The sequence below is a fragment of the Candidatus Villigracilis sp. genome, from assembly GCF_057083605.1.
Genome location: NZ_JBXMTI010000004.1, coordinates 20,552 through 44,109 on the forward strand (window position 1 = coordinate 20,552; position 23,558 = coordinate 44,109).

Below are 23,558 nucleotides of genomic sequence, written 5' to 3' on the forward strand. Positions count from 1 at the left end.
CTTTACTCTGTGTGTACCCGCGGATCAAGATAGGAATAAGCAAGATCCGCTATCAAATTTGCGACGATGACTGTTACAGCGATCAAAAGGAATGCTCCCTGCAACACAGGGAAATCGCGCCGGTTGACAGCTTCAAAGATCGCCAGGCCCAGCCCCGGCCATGAGAATACCGACTCGATTTGGATGGCGCCTGCCACCGTAAAGCCCAGGTTGATAGCAATAATCGTTACCAGAGGCAGCATGGCGTTCTTAAGCGCATGGTCGCGTAATATTTGGAAGATGCCCAATCCTTTAGCCTTTGCAGTCAGGATGTAATCTTCAGACAGCACATCCAGTAGACTGGAGCGCATAATAAGCATATATTCGCCCATGTATACAATCGTATAAGTTATTGTCGGGAGGATCATATGGCGGAGAATATCGCCCCATTGCTGCATGAGCGGTGCAGATGACATGCCCGGTGTAGCCTTCCCGCCAATGGGAAGGCCATTTGCAGACCCCCAGAATAATAGAATAATTCCAAGCCAAAAAGTCGGCAGGCTCCAAACCACCAGGCTGGTAGTCAGCGCCCCATAATCAATGGAAGTGCGCGCCTTCCACGCCGCAAACATGCCGAAAAACGCCCCTACAATAATGGATAGAATTTGCCCCGCCCCAATTAACAAGATTGTATTCCATAACCGTTCAGCCAGGACAGTGGAGACAGGTCTATTGGTGTGATAACTGATTCCCATCTCACCAGTGAAAAGATTTTTCAAGTAAATAAAGAACTGGGTATCCAGCGGATTGACCTTGCAACTTCCGATCTTAATTGGATTCAAGGAATCAAAACAATTGATCACGGGCTTATCCAGCCCGAAGCGGACTCTGATCGCCTCAATTGAATCCTTTTTCAGGCGGGGGTCATGCACGCCAGCGCGGGCTGGGTCACCTGGCAGAACGCGGAATAAAAAAAAGTTGAGCACCAGCACGAACATGATCGTCAGCAATGCCCATCCAACTTTATTTAGAAAATATCGGAAGCGATTCAAGGAAAACTCACTTTGATAGTTTGCTGGAGGCGGCGCTGAATACGCCGCCTCCAGCTTGGACTGTACAAGATTTACTTTACGGGTTCGATCACAACCAGCGAGGATGGATCAGAGAATTCGATCTTGGGCTTGTCTGTAACCCAGCCTGTAAAGCGATCGGTACGGAAGGCCTGAATGGCCGGGTCGTAATACGGAATGATATATACCACATCGTTATGGACAATTTCTTGCATTTTCCAAACAATTTCCACACGATCATCAAAATCCAGTTCAATGGCCTGCTGCGCGTATAAGTCATCGTAAACAGGGTTGGAGTAACCAGTTTCACTGGAGCCGGTGGGGATTTCGTCCGTGGTCATTACACTCAATAACAGGCTGGGGTCCGGGTCCGAACCCCAGCCCCAGAGCATCACATCGAAGTCAAATGCGGGGCAGCATACAGCGGTCAATGCGTCCGGGTCCATAGCTTGCAATTCGGTTTCGATCCCAAGTTCGCCCCACATTTCACTCAACAACTCTGCCAGGCGCGGCCCATCTACAGAATCGCTGGGCCAGTTGACGCGGAAAGTGAGGCTGCGAGAATTATCGGGCATATCGCGAATGCCGTCATTGTTGGCATCAATGTAACCAGCATCATCCAGGATCTGTCTGGCTTTGTCCAGATCGAATTCATAATCCGTCAGCGTGCTGTTGTACCAGACACCCAAACCATCAGGGATAAGCGTCAGGCCAGGCGAGCCGTTGCCGAGCAGGACGATGTCAATGATCTTCTGCTTATTCGTGGCATGGGCCAGCGCCAGGCGGACGTTGCGATCCTGTAATGCGGGGTGACCAGTACAGACTCCGCCCTCTGTTGGGCAATTATCCTGTGAGACCTGATTGAAAATTACATCTGTTACGGTAGGAGCAAATGGAGCGCCCACATAAATATCTATATTTGCTTCCTGCTTTAAAGTGTCTACGGCTGTGGCGGGCATCTCAGTGATCATATCCACCTGGCCGATCTTCAGGGCCTGCACAAGTGCATCGGTATTTTCAAAGGTCTGGAAGATGGCTTCATCCACCTTGGGTGGAGTGATGAAGTGTTCCTTATTCGCAGCCAAATGGACAAATTCATTCTGTTTATATTCAACCATTTTGAAAGGGCCGCTTCCGATCATAGCGACATTATCGAACTCAACCGCGCTTTCGTTCTCCCATATGTGTTTTGGAAGAACATATAGGAAAACCAACTGGCTTTCAATATTCGGAATCGGTTCGGATAGAGTGATCACAACTTCATTGTTTTTTGTTGCTTCCATGGTTTCAAAGTATCCTGTGTATCCACCCATCCACGGATAGTCCGCAGTGTTTTGATAGAGATCATACGAAAAGACGACATCCTCAGCAGTCAAAGGTTCGCCGTCGTGAAACTTGACATCGTCACGTATCTTATAGGTCCAAACCAGGCCGTCATCTGAAACATCTGCGCTCTCCGCCAGGGTCAGCGTAAATGTGCCATCCAGGTTCAGTTCATACATGGAGTCGTATACCAGTTCAAAAATCGTATACGCCTCCGAAAGGACGGCCATACCGGGGTTGAGCGTATCCGGGCTGCCGGCCCAGCCGATGCGCACAGAAACTTTCGCACCTGGGGCAGCCGACCCCCCGCTGCAAGCGGCAAGAATCAACGCGGCAAGGACAAGAATATAAAGGGCTCTTTGTTTCATATCTTCCTCCTCTGAAAGAGAAAACAAATTATGGTTTCCGATGAAAACAACATGCGCCATGACAGAAATTATCTGTCATGGCGCAATGCTCTTTCGTCAATGATCAACACATATCGACCACATCACATGGAAACTCATTGGTATTGAAATTTTACTGTAAATCCAAGATTAGGGATAGTACGGAATCTTGGTAAAATCGAAAAATGGATGGTGACACAGTATGGAAAACCACATCAAACTCACTGAAAAATATGAACGCAATGGATGGCCTTCCCTCAAACGGACGGATCTTAAACCACCAGCTGGATTAAATCTCTCGCTTCTGACTTCCCTTGAGCGGATTCGGTCTCATTCGCTTTCGTCTCAGGGACAGATTGCCTGCATCAAAGACGGCGAATCCCTTTCCGATGTCTTCACCATTTCAGCTAACGGAGGCTGGCTCTCACGAGTCACCACTGACCGTCCGCTGGCCGCCTATTGGGATGATGAGATTCCTGAATGGTCGCCGGATGGCAAATGGCTTGCATTTGGAATCAAAGGACATGTTCATATTGTGCCGTATGATGGTGGCCTGCCGAAAAAGATTACAGATTTTACATCTGCTGCCAGTGGCCCGCGTTGGATGCCCGACTCAAATGGCTTGATCGTGACTGTTGAACGGAACGATGTAGATCAATTACTACTCACTGATCGAGATGGCTCCTGGCCTCGCCCATTAACCACCGACATCCTTGGTGATCATTGGGATGCGTGTCCCTCCCCGGATGGAAAGTTTATTGTCTACAACCTGCGCCGCTTTGACGATCTAAATCGCCTCGATATTATTCTGCTTGAGATCGCCACAGGCGAACAAACTACTTTATATGGTAAGCCGCCCACCCGGGCATTATCGCCAAAGTGGTCACCAGATGGAAAGTGGGTTTCATTCATCGCACAGGAAACACAACACGAAGAACTGTATCTCATCAAACCTGATGGCGAAAGTTTACATCAGCTTACTAAAGCAGGGCAGGATATCTTCCAATATGAATGGTCGCCTTCCGGGAAACAGATGCTTGTGGTGGTAAATAGAGGCGGATCATTTGAACTAATGCTTATCGAAACAGAATCAGGCTCAGCGGTGAATTTGAGAAGCGAAAAAGGTTTTCATTCCAATCCAAACTGGGCGCAGGATGAATCGTTTATCACATTTGAGTTTGAAAGTCCCACTCTCCCACCCGATATTTACCGCATGGATTTAAAAAGCAGGCAGGTAACGCAGCTTACATTCTCAAGCCCGCCTGCAATGCAGAAGAATAACTTTGTTAAACCTGAGATCGTTTCATATAAAAGTTATGATGGGCTTGAAATTCCCGCATTTTTATATCGCCCTGCGAGGCCGAACGGCGCAGCGATTTTATATCCGCATGGCGGGCCCAAAGACCAATACGGTTTTGCTTGGGATGAGGTGGCTCAATACTTTACCGCAAAAGGTTATACATACCTTGCGCCGAATTACCGTGGCTCAACCGGATATGGAAAAGATTTTGAACGCGCCAATTACAGCGATTGGGGCAATGGTGATACGCAGGATTGCCTGCATGGCGCAAAGTATTTGCGGACATTCAAGGACATCAAACCGGACCGCATTGGCATTGCAGGCGGAAGCTATGGCGGCTATATGACCGTCAATGCCCTTTCACGTGACCCTGAATATTTGTTCGCGTGCGGCATTGCAAAATATGGAGATGCAAATTTGATCACATCCTGGGCTCAATGTGAAAAGCGTTTAAGGCTTTATACTGAAATCTTTTTGGGTCACCCCGCTGATAACCTGGACGCTTATCTTAAAGGCTCACCCATCACCGATGCAAGAAATATCCAAAAGCCTGTTTTGATCCTGCATGGATTACTTGATACTATTGTCCCACCTGAAGCCAGTGAAGAATGGGTGGAGGCACTGCGCCGCGAAAATAAAACTTTTGAATACAAAACATACGATGATGAACCGCATGGTTTCCTGCGGCGCGAAAATCTTATCGATGTATACGAGCGCATGGAAAGATTTTTGGATTGGTATCTGCTACCGAAATGAGCATCACAGAAAGATCATATCGCCCACTTACTCAAAGAAGGGTTAGGCTGGGTTATTGAGTTATTTCTGATGAGTTATTTTATGGTTGAATGGTTTGAAGAAATTAATGAGGTGAATACAATGACTACGCGAAATGCTGAATTTTTCAAATACGATGAAATGACCTGGGATGCAGTTGCTGATCTACCACGTGATACACCTCTCGTGCTTCCACTTGGCTCAGGCTATGACTTGGAACTGCTCACTAACCAATTGAGTCGTCCACCCCGTATCGGACTCCTGCCAGCTTTTCCATTTGGCTGGCGTGGCAGCGGCTTGGAATTTCCAGACCAAACATTCATACAATACATTATCAACTTATTGGATAGCCTGCGTGATGATGGCTTTAGCCGTGTCTATTGCCTTGCCCCACAAGGAATTGACCCACAATCCAGCTTCCTACTTCCTCATTCATCGTTAATTCTCCGTTTGCCGAATCCATCCCATAACATACGGCCTATGTTTTTGCCTCCAGATAGCGAGCGTGATAAAGTAATCCTCATTCCAATCGGCCACACAGAGCAACATGGCTATCATCTTCCCCTCTCGGTGGATACACTCATTATAGAAGCCATATCACAAGGCACAGCTAACTTATTGCCTACACGCAGTTGGACTTTTCCTGTGATGCCTTACGGAGTCAGCACACACAGATCGTCCTTTGCAGCAACCATGAACGCCGGCGGACGCGCCTTTGAAGATTTCTGGGGTGCGGTAATTGATGTGCTTGTTTCGCGTGGATTCAACCGCTTTTACTTCATGAGTGGACATGGCGGCAACTCATCGTTTCTTGTGAATATTGTTAAATACGCTGGCGAACGTCATCGCCGAATATTTTGCGCTACTGCCTGGCTGCATACCTCAGGCAGAATCGGCGCAGAGGCCTTGGAGAAATATCGGACATCCAAAATTGGAGGTATGGGACATGCTGGCGAATTGGAAACATCTTATCTCCTTCATTTGCGCCCTGATCTATGTCATATGGAGCGCGTTGTAGATGAGACTGATTTCGTAGCCACTCCGGATTATTATATGGATTGGATCGATGGAGGCTCTCTCGTTGCGAATCCGCCCTGGGACGATGACACAAAAACGGGCGCGTATGGAGCGGGAAGTCATGCTACGGCTGAGAAGGGCCGGCTGTGGCTCGAAGCTGCTATCAAAGAAAAGGCCGATCACGTGGAGCAAATCCACGAGCAGCATGAGCGGCGCGAAAAACGAAGGAACGAGGGGTATGGGTTGTGGGGAAAGTTCAGATAGAACACTACTTGACCACGAAGTTGAGCACCATGCCACAAAAAGTGTTATTGCCAACTTTTAAAGTCCAGATCGCGGAATATTCACCGGGGGCTTTCGGCGCAGTGAATTGAACTCTGAGCACAGCCTTTCTGCCCGGTGCGACAGTGGAGGAAAGATCTTGAATGATTTTGCCTTCGTGCCGGTAGCCGCTTTTGTAAACAAAGTCAATAGTATTGCTCGTCCAGGTTTTTGTTCCGGTGTTGATGACCGTCCACGAAGCAACAAAGTCTTTACCTGCTGCCAGCGTTGCATAATTGGGAGGGAATTTCTCCACGCCTGTACAGGTCCACGGTTTGCCGGTGTATTTGATGGGATCGCTTGCACCGGCAGCACCTCCAACACCGACAATGCCGCTGCTTTCCGCACTGTATAGCGGGTCGGTCGTCTCAATGGGTACTGCGGCTGAGGGCGTTGACGTGAAAAGGGAGAAGAAAAACGTTGGCGTGGGAGTTGCCGGTGTAGGTGTTACAGATGGAGTCAAAGTGAAAGTGGGGGATGGCTGCACTGTGGCGGTTTGTGTTTGGGCTGCGGCTGCCGTATTCGCGATCACCGTCCCAAGTTCGTCTATTGATTGCGATTCAGATACTTGAACAGGCGCGGGCGCAATTAGAGCTGGCAATGTGCAGGCCTGCAATAACAAAGCCAACACAAACCAACCGCCAATTTTCTGCGATTTCTTTTTATTCACTCATGCTCCTTAGAATCTAAAAGCAGTATATCATGCGTCAAACTTGAACCTTCTTGATAAACTCTTCGCCTCTTTTGATGAATTCATCGCGGTCATCAGGCGCGGAGGTGGAAGCCATCAGATCTTGTGTCTTCTCGCGTAATACCTGACGGGCAGGCTTGGCACCGGCTTCGAGCCATTTCTCCATGCTGTAGTGTGGATACACGCTGCTGACATAATACCCATTCTTATAGTTGCGCATGGTGGATGGTTGATTCAGGAAATTCTTGCCGGGGCCTACTTTGGCGATCTCATCCACGGCAGAGTTGACATCATCCAATTGAAAGCCATTGTGCAGGCGTAGAGCCTGGTCGATAATCTCATGCGTGTGGACAAAAGTGGTTGGCGAGATGGACTTCGACCCCAGAGAATCTCCAATGAATGGAGCCAGGTGTCCGTGTGAGAGGAGAAGCGCGAGGGTATTCATCCAGTAGGCATCTGCGGCGATCAGGTCCATACCCCAGCCTGTGCCGCTCCCTGAAGTGGAACAATGTGGAATGCCATAATATTTCATCATCTCGGAGCAGGCTACGCTGATGAGGATGCTTTGCGGATCATAAAAGTTGAGCATAGTACGCATATCAAAATAAACGGGCAACATACCGAGCAAAATGGGCGTGCCTTTTTTGATGGTTTGACTGATAACCAACCCTGCAAGCAATTCGGCCATGAGCAAGGTGAGCGTGCCTGCGGGCGTAAGCGGAGTGGATGCGCCAGCCATGCTGTAATTTGAAAAGATGATCGGCAGGCCGCGCTCGATGGAGACTTTCATTTTATCCACTGTGCCTGCATTCATCACCAGCGGGCTAACCGGGTTGAAGTACGGAATAATGAACGGCTTGCTTCCAAGGTCGCCATGAAGCATTTCGAACATTTGCATCACATCGGGAAATTTGTTTTCATCGGAAACGAGCAGCACCAGGGGCTTGGTGGTATTTGCAATGTGTTCAAGCGAGCCATATAGGTCCGTCATCTCTTCGGGAACATCACGCACGATGCCAACCGTTGAAATCACATCATAATGTTTGAGGCTCGAGCCTAAGCGCACGAGAGCTCCAAAATTCTCGCGCTTGAAAATATCGAGGGTCTCGTCAAATGGGTTTTGATAGAACAATGCCGTAACGCCCACACCAAAACGCAGACGGTCTTCCCCCAACTTTAATTTATGCTCACCGCGGCGGTCATATACGTCAATCGTTTTCGGTGCAAGCTTGATCGCATCTTCCACGATTTCTGGAGGAAACTTGATAATACGGTCTTGTGATTTCAACCCCAATTTCAATTCAAGCATTTGCAGGATGGCGGGCGAATCGACACGCACGCCAGTTTCACTCAATACTTTTAAAACATTCTTATGCGCTTCCTGAATCTGCTCTTCGTTCATCATCATTAATCGTGGGCGAACGTTATTCATAAGATAAATTCTCCTCCCTGCAATTTTACAGTAAATGCATAGACCTGACATGTCTCACCAATACTATTCATTTTATAACTCATCGCACGGGCGATGGTCACAATCAACGGGCGTTTACGGAGACATGTCAGGTCTTGTTAATACATTATTTCTGTTTCTCCCAGGCTTGCCGGTCTTCAGGCTTTTCGGGATCCAAATACTTGGGGTGGACTTTCTCAAAAATCCGATGCCCGTGGGAAGTCCACAAGTCGGCGGCAAGTTTGTGCGCATCGGTGCGCACGCCCTGCGCCGAAAAATATTGGCAGATGCGGGTCACATCACGCTGGAAGATGCCCCATGAAGCAGGGTTTGATTCAGGAAACACCACCTGCGGAAAATCAATCAACTTGATATTACCTTCCCAATACAGGATGTTATAGGCCGAGAGGTCGCCGTGAATTCTTTCCTGGGTAAGCATGATATCTATGTTCCGAATCACTCGCTCAAGAAGCGGTTTTGCCTCGTCCAATTCAAGAGCGATATGACTCAGCGGAGGTGCGGCCATCCCTGCATCGCCCACATACTCCATCAGAATGGCGTTCTTTTCTTTTGCATACGGCTTTGGCACATCCACCTCCGCAGCATGCAACTTTTCCATGGTCACATATTCATACGCAATCCAGGAGTGATGCCTGACCTCCTCACCATAACTGGTGCGTTTCGCGATGGCATTGATATCGGCTTCCTTCCACAGTGCGTGACCATCTTCATCGAGATCGGTGCGCCCGACGCGATATTGCTGATCGTTCTTTAGGTTACGCAACGAGCGTGGACGATAGACCTTCGCAGCAAGGAGAGGCGCATCCACCTCCGCTCCGGGCTGGCACTGGTATACGGATGCTTCCTTCCCACCCTTAACTCTTCTTAATACATCCGAGATCCACTTGTGTTCGTAAAACGCGCCAAGCGAATCCAACAGCCACCATTCCTCAAAGCGGGCCGCTTTGTATGTGAACTTGAAGGTACTGCGCGAATCATCCTGCGCATGTTTGAACTTGTGCTCTTCATGAGCCAGCTTTTTGGTGATGCGTTCATACGGGCGGCGCTTATCAATCCCGAGATGGGCATTCAGTTTATCTTCGTCATCAAGATCGTCAAAGAAATCGAAATAGTCTTTCGTGTTCATTTTTGTGTAGGTACCTTAAATAAAAAACCACAGGATACGATATCCTGCGGTTTGGGACAATTTACAAATTAAATGAAAACCGCAGGCGGAGCGCGCCTGCGGCTGGATGTCTCATTGCATCTCGGCAATCTTCAAGATTGCACTACAACTCACACACAGGAGGCGCACTTAATACAAGTTTGGTGGATGATGAGATAGCTTGCATGTTTTCGAGCCTCCTTTCTAGTCTTTCTAATTGGAATAAGATATTGGTCAGATTCTATGTCAACATAAAATACCCGTCAAGCCCCAGTTTTGCCGGGTGCAGAATTTGCTCCCTGCGCCGAGGACGGCGGCTGGAGCTTAAAACTCGCTGCTTTATTGACCTTTGACATGACGGTCAAAAAATAATTGAGTGCGCGCCATGAACACAAACCAGGGATCGCCGATGAAAGAATGTTTCTCGCCCTGATATGCAAAGAGTTCTGCATCCAGCCCGGCTTCGATGAAGGCATCATACATTTTTGTTGACCATTCCGGCGGCGTGCCCGAGGATACTTTGCCATCATCAGTGCCATATACAATTTGGACAGGCGCGGTGACATGCTCCAAATGGTACAGCGGAGAAACAGCCTCCAGCATAACGGGGTCAGTTACCACGTTAAAGTAAGAGGCGGTCAAATCGGGCGGCAGGTCTAAAGGAAGAATATCCGATGAGTTGCAGCCAAAGGCAAGCTCACCTTCGTAAACGTCGCCAATACAGCCCGGCCCCCAGCGCCCGATGACATCCGCAAAGTCCCCACTGACAGAGGAATAAATGACAGCAGCTTTGACACGAGAGTCAATCGTCAAAACCTTCAGTGTCACTCCCCCACCCATGCTATGCCCCCACATGCCAATTCGTTCAGGGTCAGCCTGCGGTAGGAACGGGATGGCATTGATCAAATTGACGACATCAATTGCAAGCCCGGAATAAAATAAACTCTCACCTGTTTCAGAGTCACCCCAACTGCGATAGTCGGAGGAGAGGGTCAGATAGCCTCGTCGGTTCAGGAACTCAGCGGCGCGGTCTGTGCCATCACCTGAATTGTAAACCGTGCGCGAAAAGAATCCGTGATTCATCACAATCACAGGATAAGGCGGCTCACCGATGGTGGGAACCTGCATGATGCCAGTAATGGTTAATCCATCGCTCGGATATACGATAAGATAGCGCGTGAAATTGGGAGTCCCAAGCAAGGTCTCGCGGATCGAGATCCTGCCGCTTTGAAAATCATGCTCGCGGAGACCTTCGATGGTATAGGGTTGTATTGCCTGTTCGGTGGTTCGTGTGGCAGTTGGCGTCGGCGTTTTCGTTGGCGTGGACGTGGCCGGCATGATCGTTACATTAGGAGGTGGCAGCGTTCCGGGAGATGATACAGGCACGGAGGCACAACCTGCAAGAAAAATAAAAAGGAACAGGCGGAATCGCTGTTTCATGAAATGATTGTAACAAACACGAAGGCTAACTATAGTCGCGAGTACTTTCCATTATCCCCTGCACAGATGCATGCTCAGCCTGACTCAATAAGCAAATCGCCACCTCTTCATCCACGATGGCATCCCCACAATTTGGACAAATTTGCGCGGGCACATTTTGGATCACCAAGCGGAACTCTTCCCGCTCAAAGGTGATCGAGGTAAAACCGTCAACCATTTTAGCTTGCCTGCAAATTAAACAATTCATATATCACCATTCTTAAGACCTGACAGGTTTCCACCAAGTTCTAATTGATCGACCAGCCTCTGGTTCACAGAAATCTCGATCAACTTTAGTCACAATAAAACCTGTCAGGTCTGAGCAATATTCACTTGCGACTCCGAAAGTCTTTTTTCCACTTATCCCCATCGGGCAGATAAACTGTAATAATAGTAATTTCATTTTCAGCGGGGTTTTCCGAAGTCACCACATGAAAAGGACGCTTGCCCTGAAAGCCCATTATCAAACGGCTTGGCTCCGGCATTTCAGCGGAATAATCTTCGATCATATCCTCCGCCTCCAACGCACGGCGGACTTTGCTCGCGGAAATTTCACGTTCAAACATCCTCTGCACAGCATGGACACGGTAGTTAAGGGTGGGGGTTGTCACGGCGGGGATTATAAGCGGAAAAGCAGGTTCCACTCTTCGCCACCGACTTTCAAACATACTACGTCATTCCAAAGTTCCGATTCCCGCGATTAGACAGGTATCGTAAAAAAGAACGAACTCCCCACGCCTTCCTTGCTCTCGAACCAGGTCTCGCCGTCATGCAGGTCAATGATATGCTCCACGATCTTCAAGCCGATCCCAAAGCCGAGGCGCGGGTCATCTTTATCTTCCAATATGGTCTCAAAAGGCTCGAAGACCAGTTCCTGATTCTCATCTGAAATCCCAATCCCCGTATCATGGACTTCAAACAGAATGTTATTCACCTCACGCGCCACGCGGATGGTGATATAGCCCTTATCCGTAAATTTGACGGCGTTATGGATCAAGTTCAATAAAGCTTGTGAAAGACGAGTGGCGTCTCCATCAATGGTCGGCAGGTTATCTGCTATGTCCTCTTCAAGCGTCACACCTGGTTTATCTTCCATCAATTGATCTGCAATGGTCATTACCCCATCCAACATGGCGTAGATGTCCACTTCTTCCAGATCCAATTCCATCCTGTCTGTCACAGTTTCTGCATAATCCTGAAAGTCGTTCACCTGCACGATCAAGGGCATCAATGCGGCCTTGATGTGTTCAATTGGGGAATCGGGAATATCAATATAATCTTCCAATTCCTCGATGCGGTACAGGTCGTTGACCTTCGCCTGCACCTCGACCAGTCCCATGCGCATGGTGTTGGATGTTTTATACAGATATTCATTCAGTTTGTTATCATCGACCATGTTATTCTCCTGAATTTTATTATGTGAGTCTCGGTGGTTGAGTAGCTTCGAGCGATAGCGAGAAGCATATCGAAACCACCACGTTTTCAAGCAATCTTCTGTTTCTTATAACTGTTGGTTTCGATACGGCGGACGAGCGCCGCCTACTCAACCAACGAACTACTCCTGAAAGCCTGTCTTATACAACTCGTAATACATTCCCTGCTGAGCCAGCAGTTCGCTGTGTTTACCCTGCTCAATAATCTTCCCATCGTGAATGACCACGATCCGATCTGCGCTCGTGATAGTCGACAACCTGTGCGCGATCACAAAGGAAGTGCGTCCCTTCAATAGCTTCGCGAGCGCGCGTTGAATGACTTGTTCGGTCTGAATATCCACCGAGGAGGTGGCTTCGTCCAAAATTAAGATGCGCGGGTCGGCCAACAATGCACGAGCGAAGGAGATCAATTGTCTTTGACCCACACTCAAAGTCGCGCCGCCTTCCTCCACTGAAGAATCATATCCGTTCTTCAGCCCCATAATAAAATCGTGCGCGCCCACAGCCTGCGCAGCAGATATCACATCATCGTCGCTGGCATCCAGCCGCCCGAACAAAATATTTTCCTTTACCGAACCGTTGAACAAAAACGGATCCTGCAAAACCATGCCCATCTGCTTGCGTAAAGATTGCTGAGTCACCTCACGCAAGTCCACGCCGTCCACGCGCAAGCAGCCCTCGGTTGGGTCATGGAAGCGCGTCAACAATTTCACGATGGTCGTCTTGCCCGCGCCCGTCTCCCCCACCAACGCGACAGTCTCGCCCGCTTTCACGTCGAGGTCAATTTGATCGAGGACCAAGGTTGGGTCATCGGAATAATGAAAGCTGACGTTTTCGAATCGCACCCCGCCGACAACTGCTCCAAGTTCTTTGGCATTTTCCGCATCCTGAACATCCACCTCAGTATTGAGCAATTCAAGGATGCGCTCCCCGCCCGCCATCGTGGATTGCAGCGTATCAAAGCGACGACTCAAGTCGCGGATCGGCTCAAAGAAACGGTCCACGTACAAGACGAAAGCAATCAGCACCCCGGGTGTGATCGACTCACCCAATACCGCAGTGCCGCCTACATACACGACCAGCGCCATTGCAATCGCTCCCAGAATATCCACCACAGGCGTAAAGACAGAAGCCACCTTCGCCGCATCGAGACTGGTTTCATAAAAATAACGATTGACATATTCCTTGAAAGTCTTGTAATTCCGCCCCTGACGCGAAAAGGCTTGCACGACCCGCACTCCATTAACATTTTCGGCCAGCACTGAATTAGTCCACGAAACTGCGGCGCGCACTTTGCGATAGTTCTTCCGCGCCATTTGACGAAATAAAATAGTTGCCAGCACCATGAAAGGCAGTACGGCAAAAGTTAAAAGGGATAGCTTCAGATTCAAGGTCAGCATCGCGATCAAGGTACCAATAATCCCCAGCAAATTGCGAATGATCGCCAGCACCGCCCAGGTGATGAACTCGCGCAACGTGCCCACGTCATTGATCACGCGCGTGATAACGCGCCCCACGCTGTAACGGTTGTAAAAACTCAACGAGAGTTTCTGCAGATGATCGAACATGGCAGTACGCACGTCATACAAAACATACTGTCCCACGCGGGACATGATCCGCACGCGCAAATAGTTCACTCCCAGTTGCACGACAGATACAGCCAGAAATATGAGCACTATATTCTTCAGCGCAACGGGGTTTTTGGCCGTGATCCCATCGTCAATGGCTAGCTTCACAAAATACGGTCCTGAAACAGAAGCCACTGTGACGATTATCATAAAGAACAGAGCGATCAGCATTTGCCTAGCGTACGGCTTCACAAAGCGCATGAGACCACGCGCCACCTTCGGGTCGTATACCTTGTTGATGATCTCTTCGGATTGAGTAATGAATGTTGGAGGAATGATTTTTGTTGTCATATTATTTTTTTAACCACAGATGAACATAGATAAACACAGATGGGCAGCCGCAAATCCATAAAATCCTTTTCATCTGCGTTCATCTGTGGTGAATTTCCCTTTACGTATTCGACCTTCTCTGCATCAATGTATTCTCATGCTCTTCGCGATTCGAGCTTGACTCAAGGACTGCTTCAAGGGCTTCCATCTCTTCCGAGAAGGTGGCACTGCCCACCAGTTGCAGGTCATGGATCTCTTTGTACAAACCGCCTTCACGCAGCAATTCATCATGCGTGCCGCGTTGGACGATTTGTCCTTTATCCATCACCAGGATCATATCCGCGCGGCGAACTGTGGAGAGGCGATGGGCGATCACAAAAGTTGTGCGGCCCTCCATCAATGTATCCAACGCAGCCTGGATCAGTTTTTCCGTTTGCGTATCCACGCTGGAAAGCGAATCGTCCAAGATCAAAATACGCGGGTTCATCAGCAGTGCGCGAGCAATCGCCACACGCTGACGTTGTCCGCCTGAAAGCGTGACTCCGCGCTCACCGACAACTGTTTCATATCCATTCGGAAAACCTTCGATGAATTCGTGCGCCTGTGCGGCTTTTGCGGCGGCGATCACCTCGTCCATGGTTGCGTCAGGCCTGCCATAAGCGATATTGGCCTTGATCGAATCCGAAAACAACAATGAAGTTTGCAGGACAATGCCAATTTGTTTTCGCAGCGTCACCAAGTCAACTTCGCGTATGTCATGTCCATCGACCAACACCGTACCATCACTGACATCATAAAAGCGCGGAATGAGATTCACCAGCGAGGTTTTCCCCGAACCCGTCGGGCCGATCAACGCCACCAGGCGATTCGGCTCAATCCGCAGATTGATATCGCTCAGAGACTCCGTTCTTTCGTTATGATATTTCAAACTCACATTGCGAAATTCCACTTCACCACGCAATGTCTCCAGTTTAATTGCATTCGTGGAGGATTGTATTTCTGGCTCCACATCCAACACCTCGAGCACACGTTGAGCACCTGCCGCTGCCTCGCCGCCCGCGTTGACCAATCCTGTCAGTGCCTGTGCAGGTTCGGCCATCATCAAAATGTAAGCATTGAAAGCCACGATCGTGCCGATAGTGAGAATCCCATCCATAACCATTTGACCGCCGAACCACAGGATCAACATCGTGCTTAGCAAAGTCAGCCAGTTGGTGGTTGGCATGATCTTTGCCCACTCATCGATGACTTTGATCCAGGTATGGAATACTTTTTTATTGGCTTTTTCAAAACGATCGATCTCATAATTCTCACGTGCAAAAGCCCGCACCACCTGCACACCGGTCACATTTTCCTGCAAACGATTTGAAACATCGCCGATGGCATTATCCACCGCGAAGAAGAGGGCGCTGATCTTTGTCCCAAAACTGGATGTCATGATAATCAACGGGATGATCGGTAATAGGGAAATAATTGCCAGTTTCGGATTCACGGAAAACATGACGAACAAAATTCCAAATGACAGCAATACAAATCGCACAAGCTCCGCAATGGATGAGCCTGCAAATTTTTCTATCGAACGCACATCTTCGATACAACGCGAGATCAACTGTCCGCTTTGAACATGGTCGTGGTAAGTAAAGGGTAAATGCTGAATATGGTCGTACAAGCGGTTACGCAGGTCATAGCCAACACTGGTGGCGACCCATTCGGAAATGTATCGGTGAGATAAATTCAGTATCGCTGAACCAAGCCCCAGCGCGAATAAAAGAAGCGCAGAGCGGATCAAGCTTGCGGTCTGGCCCGTTACGAGTCCATCATCGATCACAGATTGAATAATGCGCGGCACAAGCAGGTTCAGCCCGGTCAAGGTCAGCAACATCACGAGCGAAGCGATGACCTGCGAAGTGTAAGGCTTGAGGAAAGTGGATATACGGTATAGGTTTTTCATGGTCGGAAGTCTTTAGGATACCACAGGAATAAATGACCAATCAGTGATTTTCGTCAGTTGTGCGCACCATAAAACGTTTTTATACTGAGTTTGCAAGCCATATCAAAGGAGCGAATATGACGGAAGCCCGCAAGAAAATCACGTTGCCATATTTATTCAAAAAAGTTTCTGATAAAGAGCCGATCACCTGGCTTACCTGTTACGACTATCCAACTGCTTACCTGCAAGAAGAAGCAGGCATCGAGATGATCCTGGTGGGCGACAGCCTCGGCATGACCATGCTCGGTTTCGACTCGACCCTGCCCGTGAAAATGGATGACATGATCCGCCACGCTCAAGCGGTGAGGCGCGGCGCACCAACAGCATTTGTCGTTGGTGACATGCCCTACATGACCTATCAAACTTCGGTAGAGGATGCGATTCGCAACGCGGGCAGATTCATGTCTGAGGCTGGCTGCGATGCGATCAAACTCGAAGGTGGCGCGACAATGGCTGACCGAATCAAAGGGATCGTGGATGCGGGCATTCCTGCCATCGGACATTTGGGACTCACGCCTCAATCTGTCTCCGCTCTGGGCGGCTTCCGCTTACAAGGGAAATCTGCTACTCTGGCAAAGAAAATCCTGGACGATGCAAAGGCGCTCGAAGAAGCAGGTGCATTCTGTATATTGCTTGAACTCGTTCCTGACCGCCTGTGCAAACTCATTACAGAACGATCAGAGAATTGCATCATCATGTCGCTTGGTTCAGGGCCAGATGCGCACGGTCAACTATTGATCTATCACGATATGTTTGGGTTGTATCCCAAATTCAAACCCAAGATGGCAAAGGTTTATGGTAATGCTGGTGAGGTCATTCTTAACGGCTTGAAGGGCTATCACGATGAAGTCATCGGCCATAAGTTCCCTATGCAGGAAAACTATTTCGGAATGCCTGATGAGGAATTTGAAGAGTTGGTGAAGATATTGAAGTAGACACTTGTGTCTGTGTACCTGCGCACGTATTTGCACTTCCCAAGGAGTAATTATGAACAACATTCAAAACCTGCTAAAAATCTCGCCTGAAAAGCTGAAGACGTTCAATTCCGTATTGCTTGACCCCGAATCACAAATCATGAAGGATTTCATGGAGGTGGTTGCGAAGTATGGCACGCCTGAGGAGATCAATCGCAAGCATCGTGCGGCTCGCAAAATGGAGAATCTATTTAAGCTGGTTGAGGCGAAAAACCCTGATTATCTCAAGGATTTAAACTGGCTGATCGAACAGCGTGATAAATGCGCCTTTATCAGCATAAGCGACTACAGAAAAAAAGTATTGGGCAATGACGTCGAGAAGATGAAGTTCAAAGATAAGAATGCTGTCACGCTTGAGGTGTCCGCATTGCAATATTTCCCCTGGGTGCGTGTGATGGCAGAGCAAGCCATTGCGAACCAGACTCTGATGCCTGGGCGTTACATCGCCGTTCGCAAAATGAAGGAATCCGAGGCAGATGGTGACCTGCCGGCCATTGTCGCAGCCCTGGATATTATCGGCGCATCGTTTGTTGAAACACTGGATACCAAAGGAACGGATGGATCAAACCCGCATCTCGGCGGCCCCGCCACCATCACGGGCTATTTCGGCGGCATTGGTCAGCCCAATGAACACGCCCTCTGCTGGCTGGATGAGTTCCTGTATTATTACACCAACTATGGCGTGCAACACGTGCTGAATTTCAATGGGGGCACGATCCTGTTGGGCTTCCTGCTCTATCGCCTCGGCGTAAATATTCAATTCAAGATATCGGTCTTCTATGGAGCAGATAATCCATACAATGCCTTGTGGATCATGACTATGGCAAAATTATTGAGTCGCGATGATGGCACATCTCCGTTGATCGGTTTCAACTGGTCGAACTCGGTCAACAACCAGACCATGGAGCTGACCGCTCAGTTTAGAAAAGCGCTCGGTTTTGAAAAGATCGTCCGCTTTGAACATCACATCACGGAACCGCAGAAAAGCATTGTCATTCAACCATACAATCGACGAGCCGAGCTTGTGGAATTGGCCGGCCATGTGGCAAATATCGCTGCGAAACACGAAGGCGGCGACCCCGAAGTGGATGTTACCCGCGTGCATCAATCGGACCTTCTGGATTATTTCCGCGAGAAACAGGAAGTCATTGCATCCTGTGACTGGGATAATCTACAACAGAATTTTCTGGATAAAGTCGCTGCCTGTAACCACACCGCCCAGGAATTGACCAAAGCAGGCTTGAGCTTTATTGCGGCAAAGAATTTACACAAGTAGTTCTGTAGCAGTGCAGCTAACAACAAACAGGCCTCGCAATGTCCGCGAGGCCTGTTTGTTTAGAAAATTCACAAGGAAAGAATCTTTGATTACACATCCACCGCCAGGCAGGTTAATGTCTGCTCGACGCCGGGAATTGGCTGAATCTCCAGTGCAGTAATTCTGCCCAGGGCAGCAATGTCGGCGGTCTCCACGACTGCTACCGCATCGTACGGACCGAAGGTCATGTGGGCTTCCTGAACGCCTTTCACTTTACGAAGCTGTCCCACTACTTCCTTGACTTCACCGGCACGGATCTTGATCATGACATAAGCTTTCATGGTTTAGTTACTCCTTTTGGTTAGGTTTTCTTTATGCGAAGGAATACGACCCAGTAAATTGCTGCCACCAATACCGCACCACCAATGATATTCCCAATAGTAACAGGAATAAGGTTGTTAATAAAGAACGCATTCCATGTCAGTATTTCGAGGTTTGGAACTTTATCACCTACTTTTGCCATATAAGCCGGGTCAAAGCCCTTGATAAGCAATGCATACGGAATAAAGTACATGTTTGCGACACTATGCTCAAACCCTGCGGCCACGAACGCTGTGATTGGGAAAATGATTGAGATGATCTTATCAATGGTTGTACGCGCGCTATAAGTCAGCCAGACTGCAAGACACACCAGGGCATTGCACAAAATTCCCAGAGCAATGGCTTGCACAAACCCAAGGTCACATTTTGCAATGGCTATCTTTAATGCAGTAATGCCGACTGCGTCTGAACCAAATGTATATTGCTTCGAGAAGAACATCAACACGGCAGTTGCAATCGAGCCGATGAAATTGCCTGCATAAACAATGATCCAGTTTCGCAGGAGTGCGCGCCCAGTCACCTTGCCGCTGGCCCAGGCCATTACGATCAGGTTGTTGCCGGTAAACAACTCCGCGCCGCCCACGACGACTAGGATCAAACCAAGGCAAAAGACCAGCCCAGTCAACAGCCTTGTGATGCCATATGGCAGGCCAGTGGAAAATGCCACTGCCCCATCCGCGGCTGTAACAGACATGCCGCCCGCAGCGACAGTTGTGGCAAAGATCGCCCCTAATGAAATGAACGCACCGGCAAGCAAGGAAAGCATCAACATGGTAAACGCCGGCATTTCTGCTTTGCGAACACCAAGATACTCAGCCCGTGTTGCCATTTCGGCAGGCAGTAATGAATCTATTCTTATCTCACTCATAGGCCATCCTTTTTGGGTCTTATTGTGATTTTTTTCACAACACAAGTATATCAGGGAGAACATGAATGGGATAGTTAGTATGTAACCAAAAGCAGGTGATATTGTTCCAGTGCTTTATTCGATTTTTTTCCTGCCGAGCAAAGATCCAACACCTGCTCCAAGCAGAGCAATCAAAACAATAACACCAACCACCAATCCCCCATTTTGAAGTGAGGTGGGTGCTTTCGGCACCGGTGTCGATGTAGATGTCGCGGTTCGCGTGACCGGGCTAGTGGGCGTTGAAGATGGGATACCTAATGTAGCTGTTTGAGCAGGAGACGGAGTCACCGTAGGCGGGATAGGCTTATTTACGAGAAGGGTTTGTCCCTCAAAAATCTCATCGGTGACGAGGCCGTTCAATAGCTTAAGCTGTTCAATGGTTGTGCCATAAGCCACAGCAATGCTCCACAACGCTTCATTCTTTTTCACAACATGAAAAACCTCGCCATTCCCGAGGGGCGTGCTGATTCTAACAATAACGGCTTCGGTACCTGCCGCGCCAGCTGTGGAAATGATGATCTCGGATGAAGATAAGGTTGGGGTTGGAGTTAAGGCAGGGACTTCACTTTCAGAACCAGCATTCAGCACATAATAAGTGACGCCATCGGCAACCGACATGCCTGCGCCAACATCCGTAAATTCTGTTGAGAGCATGGTTTCCAAATCACCTGCATACCCTTTCCAAAAAGTGACTGCCCCTTCCGGTGAAAGATTCGCGCCCGAATGGATATTCTCGGCAAACAAACCGCCCAACGAAAGATCACCCGCCACAGAGTAGCCCGCATCAAGGGCGCGTTGATATGGGCGATTCCCGTTTGCGTCGAAATGAGTCACAACACCGGTGCCGGCAATATATTCTGCATGGGTTTGGGTAATATCCATCAAAATGGAATTCACCTGATAAGGCGGCAATTCACTTTCTGCGCGAAATGCATTCACTTCCGCGATCAGATCTAAGGCAGAGGGATTCGGCGAAAAATGCCCAGGTTGGGCACCTGCCTCTTCAGACGGAAGCAGGCTGAGGGTCAGAAAAAGAAGCGGGAGCAATATCCAAAACAGGTATCTTCTCATTCAGAGAATTATACCTGCCCCCAACTTTTCAAAAAAACCAGGGTTAGGCGGGAGAAGTATTAATGTAAATCGACCAGTGACAATGGTTGATCAATCCTCGATTTCTTTCACTACGAGCGGCTGGATGATATGATTGGCAAAAGCATCCATCTGAGTTGAAGAAAGCAAACATATCCATGCCGCCCGAATCATTTAACATCCGTATTTGTCTGAGTTGTGGGCTTCGCTATCCCCTGATGGAAGGCCACTCTTTTGGCGTTCGTTGCCCGCACTGTCTTGGAGAAACAAAAGTAGTGCTAAACAAGAATATGAGCAGTGAATCTATAAATCGCGTGAGTGATCAGCAAGGAAATAAACCAATCCTTGCAGTGTTGGTGGATAACATCCGCTCGGCGTGGAATGTGGGATCGGTCTTGCGCAGCGCCGACGGATTCGGGTTTGCTCACGCCTATTTATGCGGTATCACGCCCACCCCTGAGAATGAAGCGGTCAGAAAAACATCACTGGGCGCGGAGGATTTTGTCACCTGGTCACATCACAAGGATGCAGTTAAATTGATCAAGGGCTTGAAAAAAGAGGGCTGGAAGGTATTGGCATTAGAAGAGGATGCGCGCGCGATAAAAATGGGCCAGGCAGGCAGCCTGACCCATGATACAGTTTTGACGATCGGCAATGAAGTTACAGGGGTTGACCCAAGCCTGCTCTCCCTGGCTGACGAAATTATTTATATCCCAATGCTTGGTGGAAAGCGCTCATTCAATGTAGCAAATGCTTTTTCAATTGCAGCGTATACTCTGGTGGAACAAAGGCAGAACAGCTCGTAGAAGTTATAAGCTTCTCAACAAAAAATTCAACGAAGTTCGTGAGGTTGCACCTCGCGATAATACAAACCGTTTTCCAATATGAATCCCATCTTTTTCAAATACGATTCATGGCGCGCATCTCCGGGTGCAGAGACAAGCCATTTAATCCCCTTTTCTTGAAAATAATCTGCACTCTCTTCAAATAAAAATTTTCCCGCGCGAAAATCACGGTAGCCAGGGATGACAAAATCGAGAAAGATATCCGCCTGGTCTCCCTGCGGGCGGACGATCAACACACCGGCGGGAACCATATTCCGCAACACAAATACAGCCAACTGGTCTTGTTTTGGCTTGAATAGATAACTTGGAAAAAATTCCCGAATTTCCTTCTGGTAAAAATCAATAAAATTCTTCAAATAACGGCTGTCGTAATTAACTTCCAACAGCTTGAAATAATCTTTTTGATTCCACATCTGGGCGAGATGATAAACATTTACGCCAAGGATCAGGGTATTAAGTATGGCAATAGGCAGGGCGCCGATTAATAACCCATAAAGCACGAAAAATATCGCACCAATTAAATTGATTACCCGCAGCCGCACCAATGATTTCATCATCAATGAGATTGCCACCAACACAGAGCCGGCATAGCCAATAATTTCGTACAAGAAGGATGTTTCCATTAGCACCTTGAGTATTATTTTTGAGCAAGTTTACCCCATGCCTGGCTTTGCTACTTTTGAAAATACCCTGCGTATAAAGATTTGAATAAGAATAGGAGTTCTAAAATGACAACTCAACGACAAGCATTAAGACGATCGAAAAATAATCGGATCATCGCCGGTGTCTGCGGCGGGCTGGCCGAGTTCTTTGGTATCAGTTCCTTCTGGTTTCGGCTCGCCTTTATGATCGCACTTATACCGGGCGGCGTACCGGGAATTTTGGTCTATCTGATTGCGATGATCATGATTCCATCTGAATAGGAGTTGGTAGTTCCCATCTTGCTTCGGTCGGTAAAACATCACCCCTTCACATAAGAGAATTTCTCCGTGATCAACCCATCGCGCAGACGGTAGACATCCACACCACGGATATGACCCTGGTTGCCTTGCAAATCCTGCCAATAATAGATCCAGCGCATGGTGCATCGGTCTCGTACTGCGAAGATCTCCTCCACTTCAATACGGGCGGAAGCAGAGCCCAGGAAGAAAGACTTCCAAAAAGCGCGGACTTGCGGCTTGCCTTCATAACGAGTCCCATCTGGAGCAGGGTCTGTATTTTCGAAGACTGTGTCTTCACTTAATAGAGAAACCATCGTATCCACATCCGCAAGATTCAAGGCATCATTAAATCGACGTACGATCTCAATAATTTGCGATTCGGTATTCATGGCAATATACATCCTATATTGAAACGACTTTTTCTGCTCCTGCCTACCCAAAATCCGATTGGAGTTTATCGGGCTTGGGACGCCGAAGGCGGAGAGCATTATGTTGTCTTCCTTACCCCTTTCAAATACAACTCTTCAACTTTTTTTCTAGCCCAGGAAGTCCTCCTCAAAAACTTCAAACTTGACTTAATGCTCGGGTTATCAAGAAAGCATTTGATCGCAATACGCCTTCCCAGTTCTTCCCAACCATACTGCTCCACAAGACGGGTCAGGATCATTTCAAGTGTAATCCCGTGTAATGGGTTTTGAGGTTGTTGGTTATTCAATATAGAATCCATTCAAATCTGGGTTGAATACTTTATTTCCCATAATAACACTAGTGGTGTGTTTGAAAAGTAATTCAACATAGTCGTGACAGCTTGACAACCTTATACTTCTCATACAGTTTCTTTTGCGGAGTTGAGTATGAGAAGACGGAAACCAAAAACCATACGGCTGAGC

The 23,558-nt window shown here is 48.4% G+C and carries 23 protein-coding genes; 6 read left to right on the forward strand and 17 right to left on the reverse strand.

Annotated features, from left to right (window positions below; genetic code table 11):
• Positions 1-2: 2 nt before the first annotated feature.
• Both AC14M5_RS01010 and AC14M5_RS01015 read right to left on the reverse strand, forming a co-directional pair.
• Positions 3-1,031, reverse strand: a complete 1,029-nt coding sequence (locus tag AC14M5_RS01010; RefSeq protein WP_484027753.1) for an ABC transporter permease — start codon at positions 1,029-1,031, stop codon at positions 3-5.
• Between the two features lie 71 nt (positions 1,032-1,102).
• Positions 1,103-2,740, reverse strand: a complete 1,638-nt coding sequence (locus tag AC14M5_RS01015; RefSeq protein WP_484027754.1) for an ABC transporter substrate-binding protein — start codon at positions 2,738-2,740, stop codon at positions 1,103-1,105.
• Positions 2,741-2,960: 220 nt separating this feature from the next.
• Between AC14M5_RS01015 and AC14M5_RS01020 the strand changes: the two genes are divergently transcribed.
• Both AC14M5_RS01020 and AC14M5_RS01025 read left to right on the forward strand, forming a co-directional pair.
• On the forward strand, positions 2,961-4,814 hold the full coding sequence (locus tag AC14M5_RS01020; protein ID WP_484027755.1) for a S9 family peptidase: 1,854 nt from the start codon (positions 2,961-2,963) through the stop codon (positions 4,812-4,814).
• 120 nt (positions 4,815-4,934) lie between these two features.
• A complete protein-coding gene (locus AC14M5_RS01025) occupies positions 4,935-6,113 on the forward strand; it encodes a creatininase family protein (protein WP_484027756.1) in 1,179 nt (392 codons plus the stop codon).
• Between the two features lie 4 nt (positions 6,114-6,117).
• On the opposite strand, the gene AC14M5_RS01030 is transcribed toward AC14M5_RS01025, so the two are convergent.
• The 9 genes from AC14M5_RS01030 to AC14M5_RS01070 form a co-directional block, all read right to left on the reverse strand.
• Entirely contained in the window at positions 6,118-6,840 is a 723-nt protein-coding gene (locus AC14M5_RS01030; RefSeq protein WP_484027757.1) for an NBR1-Ig-like domain-containing protein, read from the reverse strand.
• A 37-nt stretch (positions 6,841-6,877) separates the two neighbouring features.
• Positions 6,878-8,293 (reverse strand): trimethylamine methyltransferase family protein, encoded by a 1,416-nt coding sequence (locus tag AC14M5_RS01035; protein WP_484027758.1) that lies wholly within the window; start codon positions 8,291-8,293, stop codon positions 6,878-6,880.
• Between the two features lie 145 nt (positions 8,294-8,438).
• Positions 8,439-9,458: an RIO1 family regulatory kinase/ATPase domain-containing protein gene (locus AC14M5_RS01040; RefSeq protein ID WP_484027759.1), complete on the reverse strand. Its 1,020-nt coding sequence runs from the start codon at positions 9,456-9,458 to the stop codon at positions 8,439-8,441.
• A gap of 357 nt (positions 9,459-9,815) precedes the next feature.
• Positions 9,816-10,916 carry an alpha/beta hydrolase family protein gene (locus AC14M5_RS01045; RefSeq protein WP_484027760.1) on the reverse strand — a complete coding sequence of 367 codons (1,101 nt, stop codon included), beginning with the start codon at positions 10,914-10,916 and terminating at the stop codon, positions 9,816-9,818.
• Between the two features lie 25 nt (positions 10,917-10,941).
• Positions 10,942-11,163 (reverse strand): type II toxin-antitoxin system MqsA family antitoxin, encoded by a 222-nt coding sequence (locus AC14M5_RS01050; RefSeq protein ID WP_484027761.1) that lies wholly within the window; start codon positions 11,161-11,163, stop codon positions 10,942-10,944.
• A gap of 121 nt (positions 11,164-11,284) precedes the next feature.
• The gene (locus AC14M5_RS01055) at positions 11,285-11,623 is read right to left on the reverse strand and encodes a DUF4258 domain-containing protein (RefSeq protein ID WP_484027762.1); all 339 of its coding nucleotides are present in this window, start codon (positions 11,621-11,623) and stop codon (positions 11,285-11,287) included.
• Positions 11,624-11,655: 32 nt separating this feature from the next.
• Positions 11,656-12,351, reverse strand: coding sequence for a sensor histidine kinase (locus AC14M5_RS01060; RefSeq protein ID WP_484027763.1), 696 nt, complete (start codon positions 12,349-12,351; stop codon positions 11,656-11,658).
• A 159-nt stretch (positions 12,352-12,510) separates the two neighbouring features.
• Entirely contained in the window at positions 12,511-14,307 is a 1,797-nt protein-coding gene (locus AC14M5_RS01065) for an ABC transporter ATP-binding protein (RefSeq protein ID WP_484027764.1), read from the reverse strand.
• Between the two features lie 100 nt (positions 14,308-14,407).
• Positions 14,408-16,237 carry an ABC transporter ATP-binding protein gene (locus tag AC14M5_RS01070; RefSeq protein WP_484027765.1) on the reverse strand — a complete coding sequence of 610 codons (1,830 nt, stop codon included), beginning with the start codon at positions 16,235-16,237 and terminating at the stop codon, positions 14,408-14,410.
• A gap of 116 nt (positions 16,238-16,353) precedes the next feature.
• Here AC14M5_RS01070 and panB point away from each other — a divergent pair, with 116 nt between their 5' ends.
• Positions 16,354-17,211: a 3-methyl-2-oxobutanoate hydroxymethyltransferase gene (gene panB, locus AC14M5_RS01075; RefSeq protein ID WP_484027766.1), complete on the forward strand. Its 858-nt coding sequence runs from the start codon at positions 16,354-16,356 to the stop codon at positions 17,209-17,211.
• Positions 17,212-17,263: 52 nt separating this feature from the next.
• Positions 17,264-18,526: a hypothetical protein gene (locus AC14M5_RS01080; protein WP_484027767.1), complete on the forward strand. Its 1,263-nt coding sequence runs from the start codon at positions 17,264-17,266 to the stop codon at positions 18,524-18,526.
• Between the two features lie 89 nt (positions 18,527-18,615).
• On the opposite strand, the gene AC14M5_RS01085 is transcribed toward AC14M5_RS01080, so the two are convergent.
• The 3 genes from AC14M5_RS01085 to AC14M5_RS01095 all read right to left on the reverse strand — a co-directional run bounded on the left by AC14M5_RS01085 (position 18,616) and on the right by AC14M5_RS01095 (position 20,864).
• Positions 18,616-18,846 (reverse strand): Lrp/AsnC family transcriptional regulator, encoded by a 231-nt coding sequence (locus AC14M5_RS01085; RefSeq protein WP_484027768.1) that lies wholly within the window; start codon positions 18,844-18,846, stop codon positions 18,616-18,618.
• Between the two features lie 20 nt (positions 18,847-18,866).
• Entirely contained in the window at positions 18,867-19,754 is an 888-nt protein-coding gene (locus AC14M5_RS01090) for a formate/nitrite transporter family protein (RefSeq protein ID WP_484027769.1), read from the reverse strand.
• Between the two features lie 114 nt (positions 19,755-19,868).
• A complete protein-coding gene (locus AC14M5_RS01095; protein WP_484027770.1) occupies positions 19,869-20,864 on the reverse strand; it encodes a CAP domain-containing protein in 996 nt (331 codons plus the stop codon).
• Positions 20,865-21,157: 293 nt separating this feature from the next.
• Here AC14M5_RS01095 and AC14M5_RS01100 point away from each other — a divergent pair, with 293 nt between their 5' ends.
• Positions 21,158-21,688 carry a TrmH family RNA methyltransferase gene (locus AC14M5_RS01100; protein ID WP_484027771.1) on the forward strand — a complete coding sequence of 177 codons (531 nt, stop codon included), beginning with the start codon at positions 21,158-21,160 and terminating at the stop codon, positions 21,686-21,688.
• 26 nt (positions 21,689-21,714) lie between these two features.
• On the opposite strand, the gene AC14M5_RS01105 is transcribed toward AC14M5_RS01100, so the two are convergent.
• The gene (locus AC14M5_RS01105) at positions 21,715-22,350 is read right to left on the reverse strand and encodes a hypothetical protein (RefSeq protein WP_484027772.1); all 636 of its coding nucleotides are present in this window, start codon (positions 22,348-22,350) and stop codon (positions 21,715-21,717) included.
• Between the two features lie 105 nt (positions 22,351-22,455).
• Here AC14M5_RS01105 and AC14M5_RS01110 point away from each other — a divergent pair, with 105 nt between their 5' ends.
• Entirely contained in the window at positions 22,456-22,650 is a 195-nt protein-coding gene (locus AC14M5_RS01110) for a PspC domain-containing protein (RefSeq protein WP_484027773.1), read from the forward strand.
• A gap of 38 nt (positions 22,651-22,688) precedes the next feature.
• On the opposite strand, the gene AC14M5_RS01115 is transcribed toward AC14M5_RS01110, so the two are convergent.
• Complete coding sequence (locus AC14M5_RS01115) at positions 22,689-23,057, reverse strand: nuclear transport factor 2 family protein (protein WP_484027774.1); 369 nt, start codon at positions 23,055-23,057, stop codon at positions 22,689-22,691.
• 98 nt (positions 23,058-23,155) lie between these two features.
• Positions 23,156-23,395: a VF530 family protein gene (locus AC14M5_RS01120; protein ID WP_484027775.1), complete on the reverse strand. Its 240-nt coding sequence runs from the start codon at positions 23,393-23,395 to the stop codon at positions 23,156-23,158.
• Positions 23,396-23,558: the final 163 nt, after the last annotated feature.